Annotated in this window: 17 protein-coding genes and 1 tRNA gene; 12 read left to right on the top strand and 6 right to left on the bottom strand. The window is 70.3% G+C overall.

The window, feature by feature from the left end; genetic code table 11:
• The first annotated feature begins 105 nt into the window (after nt 1-105).
• The 10 genes from L7N97_RS15845 (at nt 106) to L7N97_RS15800 (ending at nt 13,091) form a co-directional block, all read left to right on the top strand.
• Nucleotides 106-3,456: an alpha-1,4-glucan--maltose-1-phosphate maltosyltransferase gene (locus tag L7N97_RS15845; RefSeq protein WP_237479279.1), complete on the top strand. Its 3,351-nt coding sequence runs from the start codon at nt 106-108 to the stop codon at nt 3,454-3,456.
• A 2-nt stretch (nt 3,457-3,458) separates the two neighbouring features.
• Nucleotides 3,459-6,782: a maltose alpha-D-glucosyltransferase gene (treS, locus tag L7N97_RS15840; RefSeq protein WP_237479278.1), complete on the top strand. Its 3,324-nt coding sequence runs from the start codon at nt 3,459-3,461 to the stop codon at nt 6,780-6,782.
• A 29-nt stretch (nt 6,783-6,811) separates the two neighbouring features.
• Nucleotides 6,812-8,998 (top strand): 1,4-alpha-glucan branching protein GlgB, encoded by a 2,187-nt coding sequence (gene glgB / locus L7N97_RS15835; RefSeq protein ID WP_237479277.1) that lies wholly within the window; start codon nt 6,812-6,814, stop codon nt 8,996-8,998.
• A 13-nt stretch (nt 8,999-9,011) separates the two neighbouring features.
• Nucleotides 9,012-9,224, top strand: a complete 213-nt coding sequence (locus L7N97_RS15830) for a hypothetical protein (protein WP_237479276.1) — start codon at nt 9,012-9,014, stop codon at nt 9,222-9,224.
• Nucleotides 9,225-9,335: 111 nt separating this feature from the next.
• Nucleotides 9,336-10,634: a histidinol dehydrogenase gene (hisD, locus tag L7N97_RS15825; RefSeq protein WP_237479275.1), complete on the top strand. Its 1,299-nt coding sequence runs from the start codon at nt 9,336-9,338 to the stop codon at nt 10,632-10,634.
• Between the two features lie 5 nt (nt 10,635-10,639).
• The gene (locus L7N97_RS15820) at nt 10,640-11,116 is read left to right on the top strand and encodes a UPF0262 family protein (RefSeq protein ID WP_237479274.1); all 477 of its coding nucleotides are present in this window, start codon (nt 10,640-10,642) and stop codon (nt 11,114-11,116) included.
• Nucleotides 11,113-11,595 (top strand): arsenate-mycothiol transferase ArsC, encoded by a 483-nt coding sequence (locus L7N97_RS15815; protein WP_237479273.1) that lies wholly within the window; start codon nt 11,113-11,115, stop codon nt 11,593-11,595. The genes L7N97_RS15820 and L7N97_RS15815 overlap by 4 nt, the downstream gene beginning before the upstream one ends.
• 70 nt (nt 11,596-11,665) lie before the next feature.
• A complete protein-coding gene (locus L7N97_RS15810) occupies nt 11,666-12,376 on the top strand; it encodes an MgtC/SapB family protein (RefSeq protein ID WP_237479272.1) in 711 nt (236 codons plus the stop codon).
• A gap of 67 nt (nt 12,377-12,443) precedes the next feature.
• Nucleotides 12,444-12,520 (top strand) — tRNA-Arg (locus tag L7N97_RS15805).
• 322 nt (nt 12,521-12,842) lie between these two features.
• Nucleotides 12,843-13,091, top strand: a complete 249-nt coding sequence (locus tag L7N97_RS15800; protein WP_237479271.1) for a hypothetical protein — start codon at nt 12,843-12,845, stop codon at nt 13,089-13,091.
• A gap of 35 nt (nt 13,092-13,126) precedes the next feature.
• Here L7N97_RS15800 and L7N97_RS29800 read toward each other — a convergent pair whose 3' ends face one another.
• The 5 genes from L7N97_RS29800 to L7N97_RS15785 form a co-directional block, all read right to left on the bottom strand.
• A complete protein-coding gene (locus L7N97_RS29800; protein ID WP_255721678.1) occupies nt 13,127-13,258 on the bottom strand; it encodes a hypothetical protein in 132 nt (43 codons plus the stop codon).
• Nucleotides 13,255-13,509, bottom strand: a complete 255-nt coding sequence (locus tag L7N97_RS15795) for a hypothetical protein (RefSeq protein ID WP_237479270.1) — start codon at nt 13,507-13,509, stop codon at nt 13,255-13,257. The genes L7N97_RS29800 and L7N97_RS15795 overlap by 4 nt, the downstream gene beginning before the upstream one ends.
• The gene (locus L7N97_RS15790) at nt 13,497-14,504 is read right to left on the bottom strand and encodes a hypothetical protein (RefSeq protein ID WP_237479269.1); all 1,008 of its coding nucleotides are present in this window, start codon (nt 14,502-14,504) and stop codon (nt 13,497-13,499) included. The genes L7N97_RS15795 and L7N97_RS15790 overlap by 13 nt, the downstream gene beginning before the upstream one ends.
• Nucleotides 14,501-14,635, bottom strand: coding sequence for a hypothetical protein (locus L7N97_RS29795; RefSeq protein WP_255721677.1), 135 nt, complete (start codon nt 14,633-14,635; stop codon nt 14,501-14,503). Before L7N97_RS29795 ends, L7N97_RS15790 begins: the two co-directional genes overlap by 4 nt.
• Before the next feature lie 340 nt (nt 14,636-14,975).
• Complete coding sequence (locus L7N97_RS15785; protein WP_237479268.1) at nt 14,976-15,458, bottom strand: hypothetical protein; 483 nt, start codon at nt 15,456-15,458, stop codon at nt 14,976-14,978.
• A 237-nt stretch (nt 15,459-15,695) separates the two neighbouring features.
• Between L7N97_RS15785 and L7N97_RS15780 the strand changes: the two genes are divergently transcribed.
• Together L7N97_RS15780 and L7N97_RS15775 are read left to right on the top strand one after the other, a co-directional pair.
• Nucleotides 15,696-16,256, top strand: a complete 561-nt coding sequence (locus L7N97_RS15780; protein WP_237479267.1) for a hypothetical protein — start codon at nt 15,696-15,698, stop codon at nt 16,254-16,256.
• A gap of 417 nt (nt 16,257-16,673) precedes the next feature.
• Nucleotides 16,674-16,925, top strand: coding sequence for a hypothetical protein (locus L7N97_RS15775; protein ID WP_237479266.1), 252 nt, complete (start codon nt 16,674-16,676; stop codon nt 16,923-16,925).
• A gap of 9 nt (nt 16,926-16,934) precedes the next feature.
• Here the strand turns inward: L7N97_RS15775 and L7N97_RS15770 are convergent, their stop codons facing one another.
• Nucleotides 16,935-19,658: a hypothetical protein gene (locus L7N97_RS15770; protein ID WP_237479265.1), complete on the bottom strand. Its 2,724-nt coding sequence runs from the start codon at nt 19,656-19,658 to the stop codon at nt 16,935-16,937.
• Between the last annotated feature and the right edge of the window lie 93 nt (nt 19,659-19,751).

Raw genomic sequence — 19,751 nt, 5'->3', positions numbered from 1 at the left:
TCCCGGACCCCTCCTCCGCGGGAACAAACCCATCCGGGGGTGGTTCAGTCACGGCGCGGACGGAACGGGCCGCGGCCTTCGAGGAATCGCGTGAGGACGTCATCGATGATGCAAGCGACGCCGCCGGGACAGTTCGCGTCCCCCACGCCCGTCGAGCGCGACGACCCTCCCTCCGGTGCCGCCCGCCCCGCCCCGCCCCGCATCTACCACGTCCCCCTGTCCATGGTGTCCGGCCCCGCCGAATGGGCCACGCTGCTCGACGGCTGCGCCGGCATGGGCTTCGACACCGTGATGATCTCGCCGCCCGGCGCCCCCGGCCCGACCGGCGACGCCCTCCTGCCCGCCGACTGGTCCCGCCCGCATCCGGCGCTGCCGGAGGCCGACGCGATCGCGGAGGCCGTGGCGGCGCTGGCGAAGCTGTGCCGCGCCCGCGGCCTCGCGCTCGGCGTCGACCTCGCGGCCGACCGGGTCGCCGCCGGCTCGCCCCTGGCGCGTGAGCTCGGGCTCGACCTGCCGCCCGCCGACCCGCTCGACCCCCGCGTGGCGCCCGAGGACCGCGGGGCCGCCCCCGTGCCGTTCGGCGACGAGGCCGTCCGGTCCCGCTTCGCCGATCTCCTGACGGACTACGCCGCGGCCCTGGCCGGCGCCGGAGCGACGCTGTTCCGCTGCCTCGCGCCCGAGCGCGTTCCCGCCGCCCTGTGGGCCGCGGTCGGCGCCGCGGTGCGCCGCGCCGCGCCCGGCGCGCGCCTGCTCGCCTGGACGCCGGGCCTGCCGGCCGAGGCCGTGGCGGCCCTGGGCCCGGCCGGCTTCGACGGCAGCTTCTCGTCGCTGCGCTGGTGGGACTGCCGCGCGTCCTGGCCGGTCGACGAGCATCAGCGCCTGTCCGCCCTCGGCCCCGTCATCGCCTTCCCCGAGGCGCCCTTCGGCGAGCGCCTGTCCCGCGCCCTGATCACCGACGAGATCGCGACCCGCACGGTCGGGCGCGCCCTGTCGGTCGCGGCGACGCTGGGCGACGGCATCCTGGTGCCCATGGGCGTCGAGTTCGGCGCCCGCGAGCGCGTGGCCTCCACGGGCGGCGTGCGCGAAACCTACGCGGCCCTGCGCGCCGCGCCGCGCCTGCTGCTCGCGGAAACGGTGCGGGCCGCCAACGCCTTCTTGCGCCGCGAGGGCGGCCGCTTCGCCGGCGGCGCGCTGCGGCTCGTGCCCTCGGCGCCCGGCGCCCCCACGGGCGTGCTGCGCATGGACGCCGGCGACCTCCGGGCCGCCACGGCGGCCCGGCTCGTGCTCGTCAACCCGTCGCTCGACCGCGTGTCGACGCTGGCGGGCGGGGCGCTGTCGCCCGAGGTCGGGCGCTTCCTGCCGTTCCGCGACGCCGTGGGCTCGGGGCCGAACCTCGACGCCGACTCGGCCGTCGGCCTCGCCCCCGCGGCCGTGCGGGTGCTCGACGGGCGCGCGGGCCGCGCCGTCGTGGCGCCGCCGGAGTCGCTGCGCTTCACCGTCGAGACCGCCATGGAGGCGCCTCGCCTCGCCATCGAGGCGATCACGCCCTCGGTCGACGGCGGCCGCTACGCCGTCAAGCGCACGGTGGGCGAGGTGGTGCGCGTCGAGGCGGACGCCTTCGGCGAGGGCCACGACCGCATCGCGGTGGCGCTGCGCTGGCGCGCCGCCGACGAGGACGCGTGGCGCGAGCGCCGCATGGCGCCGCTCGGCAACGACCGCTGGGCCGCCGACATGCCGCTGGAGCGGCTCGGCCGCCACACCTTCGTGGTCGAAACTTGGCGCGACGACTTCGCCATGTTCCACCACGAGATCGAGGCCAAGCACGAGGCCGGCCTCGCCGTGCCTCTGGAGCTGGAGGAAGGCCGCCGCCTCGTCGCGCGCACGCTGAAGTCCGCCAAGGGCGAGGCCGCGGCGCGGCTGAAGCCCATCGCCGAGCGCCTGGAGGGGGCCGACGACGCCGCGCGGCTCGCGATCCTGCTCGCGCCCGAGACCGAGGCCGCGATGATGGCCGCCGACCCGCGGCCCTTCAGGCTGACGAGCGCCGAGATCCCGGTCGACGCCGAGCGCACGGGCGCCGGATTCGCGAGCTGGTACTCGATCTTCCCGCGCTCGCAGAGCGGCGACGTCCACCGCCACGGCACCTTCGACGACGTGATCGCGGCGCTGCCGCGCGTGCGCGCCATGGGCTTCGACGTGCTGTATTTCACGCCGATCCACCCCATCGGCCGCACCAACCGCAAGGGCCGCAACAACACGCTGACCGCCGGCCCGGACGACCCCGGCAGCCCCTACGCGATCGGCGCCGCCGAGGGCGGCCACTCGGCCATCCACCCCGAGCTCGGCGACTTCGCGAGCTTCCGCCGCCTCGTCGCGGCCGCGGCCGACCACGGGCTGGAGCTGGCGCTCGACATCGCCATCCAGGCCTCGCCCGACCATCCCTGGCTCAAGGACCACCCGGACTGGTTCAACTGGCGGCCGGACGGCACCATCCGCTACGCCGAGAACCCGCCGAAGAAATACGAGGACATCGTCAACGTCGACTTCTTCGCGCCCGGCGCCATGCCGTCGCTGTGGGTCGAACTGCGCGACATGATGATGCTGTGGGTCGAGCAGGGCGTGAAGCTGTTCCGCGTCGACAACCCGCACACCAAGCCCTTCCCCTTCTGGGAATGGGCCATCGCCGACATCCGCCGCACCCACCCGGACGTGGTCTTCCTGTCGGAAGCCTTCACCAAGCCCAAGGTGATGTACAAGCTCGCGAAGATCGGCTTCTCGCAGAGCTACACCTACTTCACCTGGCGCAACACGAAGTACGAGCTGACGGAATATCTCTCGGAGCTGGCCAACACGGCGCCGCGCGACTTCTTCCGGCCGCACTTCTTCGTCAACACGCACGACATCAACCCGGACTTCCTGCAGAACGCGCCGCGCTCCGCCTTCCTGATCCGCGCCGCGCTGGCGGCGACGCTGTCGGGCCTGTGGGGCGTCTACAACGGCTTCGAGCTCTGCGAGGGGCGGCCCGACGCCAAGCGGAAAGAATATGCCGACAGCGAGAAGTATCAGCTCACGGCCTGGGACTACGACCGGCCCGGCAACATCGTGGCCGAGATCGCGGCCCTGAACCGCATCCGCCGCGACAACCCGGCGCTGCACACCCACCTCGGGATCACCTTCCGGGGCGCTTACAACGACAACGTGCTCCTGTTCCAGAAGACCACGCCGTCGCGCGACAACTGCCTGCTCATCGCCGTCAGCCTCGATCCCTACAACGTGCAGGAGGCCGACATCGAGGTGCCGCTGTGGGAGTGGGGGCTCCCCGACGGCGGCACGCTGGCCGTGGAAGACCTGTTCCGGAAGGTGAGCTTCACCTGGACCGGCAAGATCCAGCGCATCCGCCTCGACCCCAACGAACTCCCCTTCTCCATCTGGCGGCTCAGCGCCGCGAGGGACCTCTGAACATGGCGCTTCAGCTCCAGTCCACGCCGCCCGACCTCACGCAATCCGAATCCGCGGCGCCCACGTCCACGCTGTCGAACGACCCGCTCTGGTACAAGGACGCGGTCATCTACCAGCTTCACGTGAAGTCCTTCTTCGACGCCAACAACGACGGCATCGGGGACTTCGCGGGGCTGAACGCCAAGCTCGACTACGTCGCGGACCTCGGCGTCACCTGCATCTGGCTGCTGCCCTTCTACCCCAGCCCCCGGCGCGACGACGGCTACGACATCTCGGGCTACGAGGACGTGTCCCCCGACTACGGCTCGCTCGACGAGTTCCGGCAGTTCGTGGCCGCGGCCCATGCGCGCGGCATCCGCGTCATCACCGAGCTCGTCATCAACCACACCTCGGACCAGCACCCCTGGTTCCAGGCGGCCCGCCACGCCCCCAAGGGCTCGCCGGAGCGCGACATGTACGTGTGGTCCGACACGGACGACAAGTTCACCGAGACGCGCATCATCTTCCTCGACACCGAGACGTCGAACTGGACCTGGGACCCGGTGGCGGGCCAGTACTTCTGGCACCGCTTCTATTCGCACCAGCCTGACCTCAACTTCGACAACCCGAAGGTGCTGGAGGAGGTGCTGCGCGTCATGCACTTCTGGCTCGACATGGGGGTCGACGGGCTCAGGCTCGACGCCATCCCCTACCTGATCGAGCGCGACGGCACCTCCAACGAGAACCTGCCCGAGACCCACGAGATCCTGAAGAAGATCCGCGCGGACCTCGACCGCTCCTACCCGGACCGCATGCTGCTCGCCGAGGCCAACATGTGGCCCGAGGACACGCAGATGTATTTCGGCGACGGCGACGAATGCCACATGGCGTTCCACTTCCCGCTGATGCCGCGCATGTACATGGCGATCGCGAAGGAGGACCGCTTCCCGATCACCGACATCATGCGCCAGACGCCGGAGATCCCGCCGAACGCGCAATGGGCGATCTTCCTGCGCAACCACGACGAGCTGACGCTCGAGATGGTGACGGACGAGGAGCGCGACTACCTGTGGAACACCTACGCGGCCGACAAGCGGGCGCGCATCAACCTCGGCATCCGCCGCCGCCTCGCCCCGCTGCTGCAGCGTGACCGGCGCCGCATCGAGCTGATGAACGGGCTGCTCCTGTCCATGCCCGGCACGCCCGTGATCTATTACGGCGACGAGATCGGGATGGGCGACAACATCCACCTCGGCGACCGCGACGGCGTCCGCACGCCGATGCAGTGGACCGAGGACCGCAACGGCGGCTTCTCGCGGGCCGACCCCGCCAGCGTCGTGCTGCCGCCCATCATGGACCCGCTCTACGGCTTCAACGCCGTCAACGTCGAGGCCCAGGCGCGCGACCCCCACTCGCTGCTGAACTGGATGCGGCGCATGCTGGCGCTGCGCGGCAAGCACCAGGCCTTCGGCCGCGGGGCCTTGCGCTTCATCTACCCCGGCAACCGCCACGTGCTCGCCTACCTGCGCGAGTTCGACGGCGACACGATCCTGTGCGTCGCCAACCTGTCGCGCACGCCGCAGGCGGTGGAGCTCGGCCTCGCCGAGTTCGAGGGCCGGGTGCCGGTGGAGCTTTCCGGCCCGACGCCCTTCCCCCCCGTCGGCAAGCTGAACTACCTCCTCACGCTGCCGCCCTACGGCTTCTACTGGCTGAGCCTCAGCGAGACCGAGAAGGCCCCGTCCTGGCACCACGCGGGCGGCGAGCAGCTGCCCGAGTTCAACACCTTCGTGGTGCGCGAAAGCCTGCGCGAGCTTTTGAGCGAGCGCTACACCGGCAAGATCCTGAACGAGCTGCTGCCGCAGTACCTGCCGCTCCGCCGCTGGTTCGCCTCCAAGGACCAGCGCATCACCGGCGCGCGCCTCGTCTACGCGGCGCCGCTGCCCGCCGATCAGGAGATCCTGCTGATCGAGGTCGAGGTGCAGACCGGGGGGCGCACCGACCGCTATCAGATGCCCGCCGGCATCGCCTGGGAGGGGCCGGCGCTGACCTCCTTCGCCCAGCAGACCGCCCTGGCGCGGGTGCGGCGCGGGCGGCGCGTCGGCTACATCACCGACGCCTTCTCGCTCGACGGCCTGCCGCGCGGCGTGCTGCGCGGCATCAAGAACCGCAGCACGATCCCGCTGCCGGACGGCCGCGAGATCCGCTGCCTCGGCTCCGAGGCCGCCGACGCCCTCGAGGGCATCGACGACGCCAAGGTGCGCCTGCTCACGGCCGAGCAGTCGAACTCCTCGGCCGTGGTCGGCAACCTCGGCATCGTCAAGCTGATCCGCCGCCTCGCGCCGGGCATCCACCCCGAGGCCGAGATGACCCGCCGCCTCACCGAGGTCGGCTTCGAGAACACGGCCGCGCTGATCGGCGAGATCGTGCGCTACGCCGCGGACGGCACGCCCTACACGCTGGCCATCGCGCAGGGCGTCATCGCCAACCAGGGCGACGCCTGGACCTGGGTGCTCGACAACCTGCGCCGCGCCGTCGAGGACGCGGCCCTGACGGACGGCGAGGCCGGCCCCGACTACCAGGTGATCGACGCCTTCGTGGGCACGATCGGCCGGCGCCTCGGCGAGCTCCACCGCGCCCTGGCGCTGCCGACCGACGATCCGGCCTTCCGCCCCGAGACCGCGGACCGCGCGGCCGTCGAGGCCTGGCGGCGCGACGTCGGCGGCGAGGTCGCCCACGCGCTCGACGCGCTGGAGGCCAAGCGCGACGCGCTGGACGACGGCGCCCGCGCCCTGGCCGAATCGGTGCTCGGGCGGCGCCAGGCGGTGCTGGAAACCGTCGACCGCCTGGCCGAGGCGGGCGCCGGCACGGCGCTGACCCGCGTGCACGGCGACTTCCACCTCGGGCAGGTGCTGGTCAGCCAGGACGACGCCTACATCATCGACTTCGAGGGCGAGCCGGCGAAGACGCTGGAGCAGCGGCGCGCCAAGGCGAGCCCGCTGCGCGACGTGGCAGGGCTGCTGCGATCGCTCGACTACGCCGCGGCCAGCGTGGCGGGCGTCGAGGAGGAGGCCGGGCCGCTGCCGGTGCGCGAGCGCCGCGCGGCGCTGCTCGCCACCTTCCGGCGCGAAAGCCGGGACAGCTTCCTGGCCGCCTACCGGGACGCGCTGGGCCAGGGGGCGGACGGAGGCGCGGAGCTGTGCGAACCCCTGCTCGACCTGATGCTGCTGGAGAAGGCCGCCTACGAGATCGGCTACGAGGTGGCCAACCGGCCGCGGTGGCTGCCGATCCCGCTCGGCGGGTTCAAGGCGATCGTGGATCGCCTGACGGGTGTGGAGGAGCGCGCGTGACGGTTTCGAGGGACGCCAGGAGGGATCCCATGGCGGGGATCGGCCCCGACGCCGTGTGGGCGCTGGTGGAGGGGCGGCACGGCGACCCCTTCGCGGTGCTGGGCGACCATCGGGTCGACGGCGAGCGCGTGATCCGCGCCTTCATGCCGGGCGCGCGCGGCGTCGACGTGCTGGCGCGCGAGGACGACAGCCGCATCGGCACGCTGGAGCAGGTCCACGGCGCCGGCCTCTTCGCCGGCCCCGTGCAGTCCTCGGGGCCCTACAGGCTCCGGGTGCGCTGGCCCGACGCCGTGCAGGAGGTCGACGACCCCTACAGCTTCGGCCCGCTGCTCGGCGACCTCGACCTCCACCTCATCGGCCAGGGCACCCACTACGAGCTGAGCCGCGCGCTCGGCGCCCAGGCGATGAGCTTCGAGGGCGTGGCCGGCGTGCGCTTCGCCGTGTGGGCGCCGAACGCCCGCCGCGTGTCCGTGGTGGGCGACTTCGACTCGTGGGACGGCCGCCGCCACCCGATGCGCCGGCGCGGCTCCTCCGGCGTGTGGGAGCTGTTCGTGCCCGGCATCGGCCCCGGCGCCCGCTACAAATACGAGATCGTGGCGCCGGACGGCGCCGTGCTGCCGCAGAAGGCCGACCCGGTGGCCCGCGCCTCCGAGGCCGCGCCCGCGACCGCCTCGATCGTGGCCCGCTCCGAGCCCTTCCCCTGGACGGACGGCGACTGGAAGGCCGAGCGCGCCAAGCGGCAGGCCCTCGACGCGCCCATCTCGGTCTACGAGGTCCACCCCGGCTCCTGGATCAAGAACGCCGAGGAAGGGCGCAGCCTCAACTGGCGCGAGATGGCGGACCGGCTCGTGCCCTATGTCGCGGGGCTCGGGTTCACCCACGTCGAGTTCATGCCCATCATGGAGCACCCGTTCGGCGGCTCCTGGGGCTACCAGACGCTGGGCCTCTTCGCGCCGACGGGCCGCTACGGCTCGCCGGAGGACTTCGCCTATTTCGTCGACCGCTGCCACGCGGCCGGCGTCGGCGTCATCCTCGACTGGGTGCCGGCCCACTTCCCCACCGACGTGTGGGGGCTCGCGCGCTTCGACGGCACGCCGCTCTACGAGCACGCCGACCCGCGCGAGGGCTTCCACCAGGACTGGAACACGCTGATCTTCAACCTCGGCCGCAACGAGGTGAAGGGCTTCGTCATCGCCAGCGCCATCGAGTGGCTGGAGCGCTACCACGTCGACGCGCTGCGCGTGGACGCGGTGGCCTCCATGCTCTACCGCGACTACAGCCGCAAGCACGGCGAATGGGTGCCCAACAAGTACGGCGGGCGCGAGAACCTCGAATCCGTCGAGTTCTTCCGCCACCTCAACAGCATCGTGCACGAGCGCGAGCCCGGCGCCCTCGTGATCGCCGAGGAATCGACGGCCTGGCCGGGCGTCACCGCGCCGGTCGAGCAGGGCGGGCTCGGCTTCGACATGAAGTGGAACATGGGGTGGATGCACGACACCCTGAAGTACATGGAGAAGGAGCCGGTCTACCGGCGCTACGACCACCACCTCATGACCTTCGGCATGGTCTACGCCTACACAGAGCACTTCATGCTGCCGCTCAGCCACGACGAGGTGGTGCACGGCAAGGGCTCGATGATCCGCAAGATGCCGGGCGACGACTGGCAGAAGTTCGCCAACCTGCGCGCCTATTACGGGTTCATGTGGACGCATCCGGGCAAGAAGCTGCTCTTCATGGGCGGCGAGATCGCCCAGTGGAGCGAGTGGAACCACGACACCTCGCTGCACTGGGATCTGCTCGACTTCCCGACCCACAAGGGCGTGCAGCTGCTGATCGCGGAGCTGAACCGGCTCTACAAGGCCGAGCCGGCGCTCCACGCCACCGACAGCGTGCCCGAGGGCTTCCGCTGGGCGGTGGGCGACGACGACGACCGCTCGGTCTACGGCTTCGTCCGCCAGACCGCGGACGGCGCCGACAGACTGCTGGTGCTGTCCAACATGACGCCGGTGCCGCGCGAGGGCTACCGGATCGGCGTGCCGGCGGCGGGCTACTGGCACGAGCTGCTGAACACGGACGCGGCCGTGTTCGGCGGCAGCAACCTCGGCAACGGCGGTGGGGCCTCGACGGAAGAGGTGGAGGCGCACGGGCAGGCGCACTCGCTGGTGCTGACGCTGCCGCCGCTCGCCACGCTGGTGCTGAAGGCGCCGGGACACTGACGGGAGACGCGCAATGGCGACGTGGACGGTGACGGTGCGGTCCGCCGACGGCTCGGCGGACCACGAAATCAGGGTCGATGCCGCCGACGCGGCCCACGCCTGCGACCTCGCGGCGCTCGACCTGCGCGGCTCCGGCGTGGGCGGCCCGACGCCCCACACGCCCGGCGGCGGCACCTTCGCGGCCGAGCGCGAGGAGCAGTTGAAGGACGAGCAGCCGTCATCCTGAGGGCGTGCTCCCCTTCTCCCGCAAGGCGACGAGGAGGCGCCCGCCGCCGCGCCCACCGCGCGTGGCCCTCGCCCGCTTGAGCGGCGCGCGGCGACGTTCTAAGCAGAGGTCATGCAGACCCATACTCGCCTCGACGCCCGATCGAGCGACTTCGAACAGCGATTCCGCGCCCTCCTGGCCGCCAAGCGCGAGGTGTCGCAGGACGTCGACGACGCGGCCGCGGCCATCATCGCCGACGTGCGCGCGCGCGGCGACGCGGCGCTGTTCGACCTCACCGAGCGCTTCGACCGCGTCGACCTGCGCGCCCGCGGGCTGCGCGTGGCGCCGGACGAGGTCGCGGCCGCCCGCGCCGCGGTGCCGGCCCGCACCGCCGACGCGCTGAAGCTCGCGCGCGACCGCATCCTCGCCTTCCACGAGCGGCAGAAGCCGGCCGACCAGTTCTGGACCGACGAAGCTGGCGTCGAGCTCGGCTGGCGCTGGACGGCGATCCGCGCGGTCGGCCTCTACGTGCCGGGCGGCACCGCCGCCTACCCCTCCTCCGTGCTGATGAACGCGGTGCCGGCCAAGGTGGCGGGCTGCGAGCGCGTCGTGGTGGTGGTGCCGACGCCGGACGGCCAGCTCAACCCGCTGGTGCTGCTCGCGGCCGAGCTCGCCGGCGTCGACGAGATCTACCGCGTCGGCGGCGCCCAGGCGGTCGCGGCCCTGGCCTACGGCACGGGCAGCATCGCGCCCGTGTTCAAGATCGTCGGCCCCGGCAACGCCTTCGTCGCCGCCGCCAAGCGCCGCGTCTTCGGCCAGGTCGGCATCGACATGATCGCCGGCCCCTCCGAGGTCGTCGTGGTGGCGGACAGCTCCGCCGACCCCGAGCACGTCGCCGCCGACCTGCTGGCCCAGGCCGAGCACGACGCCGTGGCCCAGTCGATCCTGGTCACCGACAGCGAGGACCTCGCGGATGCGACGGCGGCCGCGGTCGAGCGGCAGCTCGCCGCCCTGCCCCGCCGCGCCATCGCGGAGCCGTCCTGGCGCGACTACGGCGCGATCGTCCTCGTGCCGGACCTCGACGCCGCCGTGCCGCTGGTCGACCGCCTCGCGCCCGAGCACCTGGAGATCATGGCCCGGAACGGCGACGACCTCGCGCGACGCATCCGCGACGCCGGCGCGATCTTCCTCGGCCCCCACACGCCGGAAGCCATCGGCGACTACGTCGGCGGCTCCAACCACGTGCTGCCCACCGCGCGCTCGGCGCGCTTCGCGTCCGGCCTCGGCGTGCTCGACTTCATGAAGCGCACGTCGGTGCTGAAATGCGACGCGGCCGGGCTCGCCGCGCTCGGGCCGGCCGCGGTGGCGCTCGGCGAGGCGGAAGGGCTCGACGCCCACGCCCGCTCGGTCGCGATGCGCCTGAAAGGCTGAACCGCATGGCCGGGGACCGCGACCGCCTCATCGCCGTCACCCTCGACGAGGGCTCGATCGGCCGCGGCAACCCCGACCAGGAACACGAGCGGCGGATCGCCATCTACGACCTCGTCGAGGAGAACTCCTTCGGCCTGTCGGGGCACGACAACGGGCCCTACCGGCTCGCCATCGGCCTCCAGGAGGGCAAGCTGGTGCTCGCCGTGTCGGACGCGGCGGGCGCGCCGCTCATGTCGCACCTCCTGTCGCTGCAGCCCTTCCGCTCCGTGCTGCGCGACTATCTGATGCTCTGCGACACCTACTACCGCGCGATCCGAACCGCATCGCCGAGCCAGATCGAGGCGATCGACATGGGGCGGCGGGGGCTCCACAACGAGGGCGCGGCGCTGCTCGGCGAGCGGCTGCGCGGCAAGCTGGACGCCGACGCCGACACGCTGCGCCGGCTGTTCACCCTGATGACCGCGCTCCACTACAAGGGATGACGCTGCCGCCGGCCCCCGACAAGCCCCCCGGCAGCTCGCGCGCCAAGCCGCAATCGATCCTGTTCGCCTGTTCGGAGAACGCCGTGCGCTCCGTGATGGCGGAGAACATGGCCAAGCGCCTCGTCGGCCGCTCCGTCTACATCCAGTCCGCCGGCGTGCGGCCGGGCGAGCACGACCCCTTCGTCGACGCCATCATGGACGAGCTCGGCCTCGACACGACCCGCCACCGGCCCCGCCGCTTCGAGGACCTGGAGGACGACAGCTTCGACCTGATCGTGACGCTGTCGCCCGAGGCCCACCACCGCGCGCTCGACCTCACCCGGACCATGGCGGTGGACGTGGCCTACTGGCCGACGATCGACCCCACCGGCGTCGACGGCTCGCGCGACCAGCGCCTCGACGCCTACCGGGCGACGCGCGACGGCCTGCAGCGGCGCCTGAAAGACCTGCTGTCCTGGCGGCCGATCGGCACGGTGTAGCGCCGTCACGGTTCTGCAACACGCCTTCGGCTAAGGACGTCCTCAGGCGCGGCTCGGGGATGACACGCGGATGACGGACGGCCTGGACCTCGCCGACACGCTGCAGACCGCCTTCGTGCTGATCGTCGCCTTCGCGCTCGGCACGCTGATCGGCGCCGAGCGGCAGTACCGCCAGCGCAACGCGGGGCTCCGCACCAACGTGCTGGTGGCGCTCGGCGCGGCCTCCTTCGTCCACCTCGGCGTGGAGCTCAACGGCCATGCGGGCGCCACCACGGTGGTGGCCTACGTGGTGTCGGGCGTGGGCTTCCTCGGCGCGGGCGTGATCATGCGCGAGGGCGGCGAGGTGCGCGGGCTCAACACGGCGGCGACGCTGTGGGGCTCGGCCGCCGTGGGGGCGGCCTGCGGCGCGCATTACATCGGCCAGGCCCTTGTGGTGACGCTGCTGGTGCTGGCCGGCAACACCCTGCTCCGCCCCCTCGTCAACGCCATCAACCGCGCGCCCCTCGACGAGAGCACCACGGAAGCCAGCTACGAGGTGCGGGCCGTGGTGGACAACGGCGACGTGATGGAGGCGCGCGACCTCCTCGTCGAGACGCTGGAAGCCGCCCACTACCCCGTCCGCGACGTGTCCGTGGAGGAGCGCGGCCCCGACGAGTCCGAGCTCGTCGCCGAGCTCGTGCCCAACACGATCGACGCGAAGGAGATCGAGGCGGCGATCCGCACCCTCGAAGCCTCCGCGCTCATCAGCCAGGCCTCCTGGACCTCGGCGACCTCGGACTGACCGCGGCGAACGTCCCCACAAAAAAGGCGAGCGCCGCGCCGCGATCCGTGCCATCCTGGGCCCGTGGGCGTCCCTAGCTCAGCTGGATAGAGTATCGGGCTTCGAACCCGAGGGTCGCAGGTTCGAATCCTGCGGGGCGCGCCACCTCACTCTGATAAATCATTGTGTTTGCTCGCGTTTCAGCGTCCTGCAAAATTGAATTCCTAGTCTGATCCCTAGTTTCTGCGGCGAACGAGGGCGAACAAACCTCTGTTGTCCCATGACCTCGGGCGGCTACTTTTCTCCCGAGTCGTGCGTGCAAACGCTATGGCTCGGGGTGGCCGCGGCGCGTCACGGTGGAACACGCGATTCGCCGCGGCCGCTGCTTTCATGGAGCGCAAGCTTCGCGCATGGTTTAACGACGCGTTAACCATGTCGTCTCTACCCTTCGTCGTGCAGTTCGCGACATCGAAGGGATGACGCCCCCATGTCTTGGCAGACTGATGAGATCCGCTTTGATCTCAGAATGCGACCGGCTGTGGATGGCAGGTACGAGGTTCTGCTTCGCCTCTACCGCGACGGCCGGCTCGCCTCTGAAACATCCATCGCCACCATCAAGGAGGGCAAGGCGAGGTTGATCCTCCGAATGGCCGACCAGCAGCTCGCTCGCCTGGGCTATCGTGAGTTCCTGTCAGAACTCCCAGCCGCCCTGCAGTTCGACGCCAAGGCTGCCTGACAGCCCGCCCGCACGATCGCGGACGGGCCGTGGCGTCACGGGATGCGGTGCTCTCGGTCGAGCGCGTGGAGCACGCGCCGGGCCTCGGCGTGTCGGCCGCGCGCCAGTAGCCGCCGGGCGCGCCGGAGGCGGTAGGCGTAGGCCAGGAGGACGAGGGCGCGGGTCATCGGGACGCCCTCGCTGCGCGGAACATGCCGCCTGCGCGGTCGATCGCGTTGCGCGCCTCTCTAGCCGCGTCCACCATCATGCCGGCCACCGTCCGCACGGCTTCCTGGCCGTTGATGGTCAAGGCGCCAGCCTCGGTGGACAGGGCCAAGGCCACCACGAGCGCGACGTCGTGCGCGACCGTAGCGGCCTCGAGCGCACGATCTGCCGCGGCGCCAGCGTCCGTGAAGTCGGGCGCTGTCACGTCGCGCACCTCACGGGCATCTCGACCGGCACGACGTTGCAGATGCCTCGCGGCATCGGCCCGCGCCACGCCACCATGCCGGGTCCGATCGGCGTGACGGCGTCGGGGTCGCGCCGCATACCCTGTTCGCCGCGCATCGCCCGCGCTCGGCTCGCCAGTGCCCTCATCTCCGGCCGGCGGTCGCGGGCGGCTCGGTACTGCTCCGCCGTCAGGTACAGGCCGGACCCGTCGCACGGATCGGCCTCCCGGTCGTTCTCGTGGCCCTGCGCCCAATGCCGCTGATCGCCGTCTCCGGCCGGCGCGCCGAGGGAGTGTTCCTGCTCTTCCGGCTCGCACCCGTCGTGCTCGGAGCCGCACTTCTCGTCGTCGCCCTCGGGGAGGTCGTATCCCGGTTCCGGCTCGCCCTCGCCGTCGAGGTTGGCGCCGGCCGCCCACGCCGTCTGATTCCACACGCGGCCGACGAAGCACCGTTGCAGCCGCCGGCCGTTCGCGGGCTTGTAGAAGCTCGCGCCCATCGGCGGCGCGTAGGGGCTTCGCTCCGGCGCGCCGAGGGTGTGCTCGCCGTCGTCGCTGCCGTGCCCGAGGTCGAGTTGCCGGACGGCCTCGCGCCACCCGAGCGACAGCTCATCATCCCCGCCCGCTTCGTCGTCGGGCTCTTCTTCGAGGTCTGGGTCGGCGTCGAGGGCATCGAGCGCCGCGATCGCCGCGTCCAGGGCGTCGAGGGCCGCCACGGGATTAACGGGCACGAACCCCGGCCCCACGAGCCTCGGCAGGCCGAGCGCGGGCAGCATCGCCGCGGCGTGCTCCGCGGCCTCCTCCAGCGCGCGGCGCGTGAACAGCTCGCGGGACTTGCGGCACAAGGCCTCGACGGCGTCGGCGCCGAGCGTCGGGTCCGGCTCGGCCTCGACCCGAGCGACCCGCCCGAGCATGTCGTCGAGGTCGGCCCGGATCGCGTCGAGCGAGTCGGGCGCGGTTCTGTAGGGGAGGCGGAAGGGCGCGCTCATGCATCGACCCCGGCGTAGGTGCCGAAGACGACCCGGCGCTGCGACAGTGCCGCCGTGAGCGACGGCAGGGGCGCCGGGAGGAGTAATAAGGGCGGGGGTGCCCCGACGTGGTCGGGGTAGCTCGGCACCAAGTCGGATTTCCCGACCTGGTCGACAGACCGGATCTGATCGGGTCTGTGGGAGGCGCTGGCGGCAGCGACCGATTCCGATGCTAACGCGCTGGCATCGCTGGCCCGGGAGGCGCTGGCGGCGGCCTGTAATAACCCCAGGGCGGCCGCCCATGCGTGACGCATGCCGGCGGCGGCGTGGTCGAGGGCGGGGAGCGGTAATAAGGGACGAGCGGGCGCGGTTGTGCTAGCGCTGGCGACAGCCATCGTGATCTCCTGAGGATCGTGGTGGTCAGGGCCGGACGAGGGCTCCACCCCTTGTCCGGCTCGACGGTTTCTGACATTATATACCTCTGAGAGGTTGTCAATGGCAGAAACCGAAAAGAAACGCGGCGGACGTCCCAGGGTGGACGCCACTCCGATCACAGTTCGGCTGCATCCCGACCCGCTCGCGGCGCTCGACGCCTGGATCGCCGATCTTGGCGACCCCGCACCATCCCGCCCCGAAGCCGTCCGCCGCGCCCTCGCGGACCACCTTCGCGCCAAAGGGTATTTGCCTGTCGCGAGCGAGAATGCGAGTTGATCCGGTATGCTGTGGAAGAGATCCTCTCGCGTCAGAGGTTTCCGCGATCAGCGGCGTGACGCACAAACCGATCTGCAACGGTCCGAGGCGATTCTTGCAGCAGTAGCGGAAGCCATATCGAGCATCGATGCTGAGTTGGCGGGGCTGGGACGCCGCGTTGACGATCTGCGCTTCTGGGTCGGCGGGCTTATCGGCCCAGAAGACAGGTCCGATGGCGCTCGCGACAAGCGCATCGAGGCTGAGCTGGTCGATGCGGAACGTCAACTGATTCAGGGCGTGAAACGTCTAAGCGATCTTGCTGCGATCCGAAGCAGCTATTGCGTCTTTCAGGACAGCGTCGCGGCTGAGCGCGCGCGAGCATTACAGGCGAGTCGAGAAGATGGATCAGGTGAGGCAGTCTCGACCAACTCTTAGCTGATCACAGATCCCAGATAGCAATGCTGCCTACTCTGGACTCTGTCCGCACCCCGTGATAATCTTTTATCAGATTTGGAAGTCGACTTGCACAACCACGATTCGTCAGACATTCACTTGCGGCCGATGCTGGCCATGCTGCTGGCGGCTTCTCTTTTGAGCGGCTGTGCCGAAATGCACCGCGGTTTTCAGGCTATCGCTCGGGTGGGTTCGTCACCGTCTGCCTCGGTCGAAGAAGCGGAATTGGCACCCGAACCCCATCCCGACATCAAAACGGTTCGGCCACGCGACGTTCCGCGAGCGCCGGTTTCCGAGGTGAGTGCAGCGGACCCGGTCGAAAAATCGAGCATTGTAGCCTCAGCCGTGCCAGCGCCGCGGCAAATCTTCGATTTTCATCCGGCGGGCAGCGCACCGGGGAGCTTTCGCCAGCCTTTCATCATCGACCCGAACGACGGACCTTTAACGGCCGATGTGCGTAGGACGGCGGCCGAACTGAAGGCGTTCACTGCTGCGATGAAATCCGGCACGGCCGTTGCGGGCGGCGACCGGTGCGGCGAGATGGATGTCGCTGACGAAAAGCCGGGCTGCGCCCGGCCGAAGTCGAAGGTGGCATCGACACTCTCGCGCAATCCTTTGTCGCTCCATTGATGCTCAATATCCGGGCGGAGCGAGTGACTTTCGAAAATGGAGGGACATGGTACGTCTTTCACCACCTCGCGACGAATAATGCTTACGGCATCATGGAAACGGCGGAGCGCTATCTACGTCTCCTCGATCGAAACCGTGCATTAGACTGTTTCACGATGTCGGAGACTGACCACCATCCGTCGGTTCATTGGCGCCGAGGACGTGGAGCGTGACGAACGCGAGTGCCAATCTTAAGAGCAAGGCGGCGAGATCGCTCCTCCGCTTGCGTTAGCCCATGATGCTCTGCCGTTGCATCGCTACGTTCAGCCTCGCTTGGTAAGGTGAATCTTGCAACGGGGTATCGCTGCAACGCGTCCTGATGTGCAATCGAATGTACCGAGGCCTACGTGGGGCCGCGTTCGGGGCACGAGTTCACGAATGATTTACGAGCACACCACACAGAAAAAGCATTTCGTCATCGAGTGGGCGCGCCCGGATCTATGGGGCGAAAATCACCGGACCAAGTGGGTAGCGAGCTGCAACGGGGCGTTCCTCGCTCATGGTGCAGACCCTCAAGCAGTGCTCGACGCTTTGACCCTGGGGCTGTGCCTGCCGACGCTCGATGGCAGTAATCCAGCACTGATCGGTTTGCCAGCCCACCTCGACGGGTGGCGGACAAGCCGAGAGTGATTCTGCCGCTCACGTGGGCCGCATCGTCGGGAAGCTGCGGATGTTGAGCTTCACACCCTTCCCGGCCCGCGCCGTGACGATCGGGTGGCCGGTGTGCGGGTGGTGGCGGATGTTCACCTCCAACGGATCCATGGCCTGCGCCGGGGCTGCTCTATCGGCCACCACCTCGCGCTGAAGCCTCAGCACGTTCGGCATGCGGCGCCGCAGCTCTAGATCGTGCTGCGCGGGGTTCTCGAACTTGTCGATGCCCTCCTTCAGGGCAGCGCCGGTTGACCGCGCCGCGGCCATCCTGCGCCACGCGAAGTTCATGTCGCCGAGCGCCTCGCGCTTGCAGTTGGCGGCCTGGATCCAGGGATCACGCCAATCGGCATGCTGCATCATGCCAAGTCGCATCAGGTCGGACAAACGTCGGAGCGGATGTGCGGAGCGGCCGGTGGTGACGTCGTGGAGCTGGTCCACGCCGCCGCTCGGGCCGTTCACGTCCCACCCGTAGAGCTTTGAGTTTAGGCCACGCCCGCTCTCGCCCTGCATCATGGCCAGGGCCGCGATGGTGGTCCGCCAGCTCGCCCCCATGCCGCCGTCCGCTCGCGGCTTCCGCATGAAGTCGCGCCAGAACCGGCGATTGGCATGGCCCTCGGCGTCGGAGATGCCGGACTGCTCTTTCGGACCCGGGTAGAAGGCCTTGGCCACGCCAAACCCCACGGGCCCGCCCTCGGCGAAGCGCGCGAGCTGTCCCGAGTTGATCGCGTGCAGCAGTGGCAGCCAGGCGCCGGCCGCCTTCGCCTGCACCACATACTCGCCGTTCGACAGCATGGCGGGAATGGAGTCGGACGTGCCGGTGCCGCGGCCACGGAGCCAACCTCCCGCGCGATGGTGCTCCGGCTTCGCCTGCTGGGCTTTGTAGCGTTCGACGAGGGCGCGGTCGGCCGGGTCGTGCGAGCCGTTGATGAGGCGCTGCTGCGCCTTGAACCGCTCGGCGTCGGAGACAGCCGCGGCCGAGGGAGCCGGGGTGCCAGCGCCTGGGGTGGCCGGCGCGGGTGCATGAGCCGAGGGATAGGGCGCGTATGGGCCGTTCTTCGTCCAAGGCTCGTAGTCGAAGCGGTTACCACCCACGACCCGACCCGTCGCCGCGTGCTGCTGATACCACTTCCCGTGATACCAAGCCGCCCTGTAGGCATTTGACCCGTTCGTGTTGTCCGGCACGCCGCCTGAGGCGATGGCCCGGATGCGCGCCCTGATGCGCTCGGCGACTTGGGCGCTCGCGGGGCGATGGCCGGCGTACTGCCCCGGCGCACTGGCGACGTCCCGCAGGTTCGCGCTCGGCCCCCAACCCTTCGACCCGACGCGGTTCATCATGTTGTTGATGACGGCGTCGATGCTCTCCGCGCTGCTCGTCGCCTCGCCGTTGACGGTGTTGACGACATAGTCGCTGAGGTCGGCGTCCGAGAGCTTGTACTCGGGGCGATAGGTGCCGGGCTTCTCGGGCTGACGTGGGTTGAAGGCACCCTCGGGGCCGCCGCCGTCGACACCAGGGCCGCGCCGGTATCCACCACCAGCCTTCGGACGGCCGTACCGCAGGTTTGGCATGCCGGCGCTGCCGCCTCGGCCGGACGGCGTACCGCCGAAGCTATTCCCGCCCGGACCGCCGCCTAGCTCCTGCTGCTGCGCGAGTTCGCGCAAGCCCTGGACGATGCCAGCCTTGGCGCCTTCCTGGACGTCTTTCTTAAGGTCACCGCCACGCGCTCGGGCTTCGACGTCATAGCGCGACGGCGTCGCCCACCTGTCGGACGCGGACGGTAGGGACTCGCCCTTGAACCAGCCGCGCACCGTGTCACCCAGCTTGGCGGCGAACTCCATCTCGGGCGAGGCCGGGTCCTTGTCGGGGTTCTCCTGCAGCTTCCGCAGCTCATCCGGCGCGCCGCGGGCGAGATCGAATAGCTGGAGACCGGCCAGGGTGGCGGCGGGGAGCAGGTTGGCGAACCCCGGGGACGATCCGCCGGGGCCGGCGCCGCCGCTTGGGCCGCCCCTGCCGCCCTCCAGCGCCGCAGCGGCCTGCTTAAGCGCGCCGGCGGCGCCTGTCAGCTCGCCGGCCGCGCGGTCGAGCCCAGAAGCGCCGAAGGTGCTGCTGTTCCGCATCAGGCGGTGGCGCGCGTAGAGCGTTCCCGCCGCGACCGCGCCGACCCCGACGACGGCCGCCGCGTCCCCGGGATTCGCCGCCGCGAACTTCAGCGTCGCGTCTAGCTTGTCGATCATCTTCGACAGGGGATCGATGAACGACGGCCCCACGTCGTTCTTCAGGTTGGTCCACGACTGGTTCATCCGGTTCGTGGAGTCGTTCAGCTTTTCGGCGGCGTCGACGAGGGCCTGTGAGATCGGCTTCACCTCGCGCGCCGCGTCAGCGAATGCGTCCGCCAGCCCCTGGGGACCCTTGCCGAGCATGGGCATCAGATCACCCAAGCCGGCCATGTCGGCGACACGCTTCTGGATCTGCGGGTCCTTGATGCGCGACAGGTAGTCGAGCGAGTCCTTCAGTGCGTCGACGGGGTTGTCGGCCGAAATCTTGGCGGCGACGTCCGCGTTCTGCCGCATCAGGTAGCGGTAGAAATCGGACGTGTGCATCCGAAACTCGACCATCTTGCTCGACCACGAGCTGATGGCGCCGCCGACCGCAGCCGGGTCGACGTGCAGCTTGCCGGCCGCATACTGAAGGCGCGCGATCTCCGTCGCCGACATACGCGACTGACGTGGCGCATGCTCTTCGGGGTGTCGGACATAAACATAAAATCCGGTTTGAAAATTTGCGATCTACAGACGGATCGCGGTCGC

The organism is Lichenibacterium dinghuense (assembly GCF_021730615.1).
In the GTDB taxonomy this organism is placed as follows: Bacteria; Pseudomonadota; Alphaproteobacteria; order Rhizobiales; family Beijerinckiaceae; genus Lichenihabitans; species Lichenihabitans dinghuensis.
Note: the sequence above shows the minus strand (reverse complement) of the source record. Positions and strands in the feature narration are given on the sequence as shown.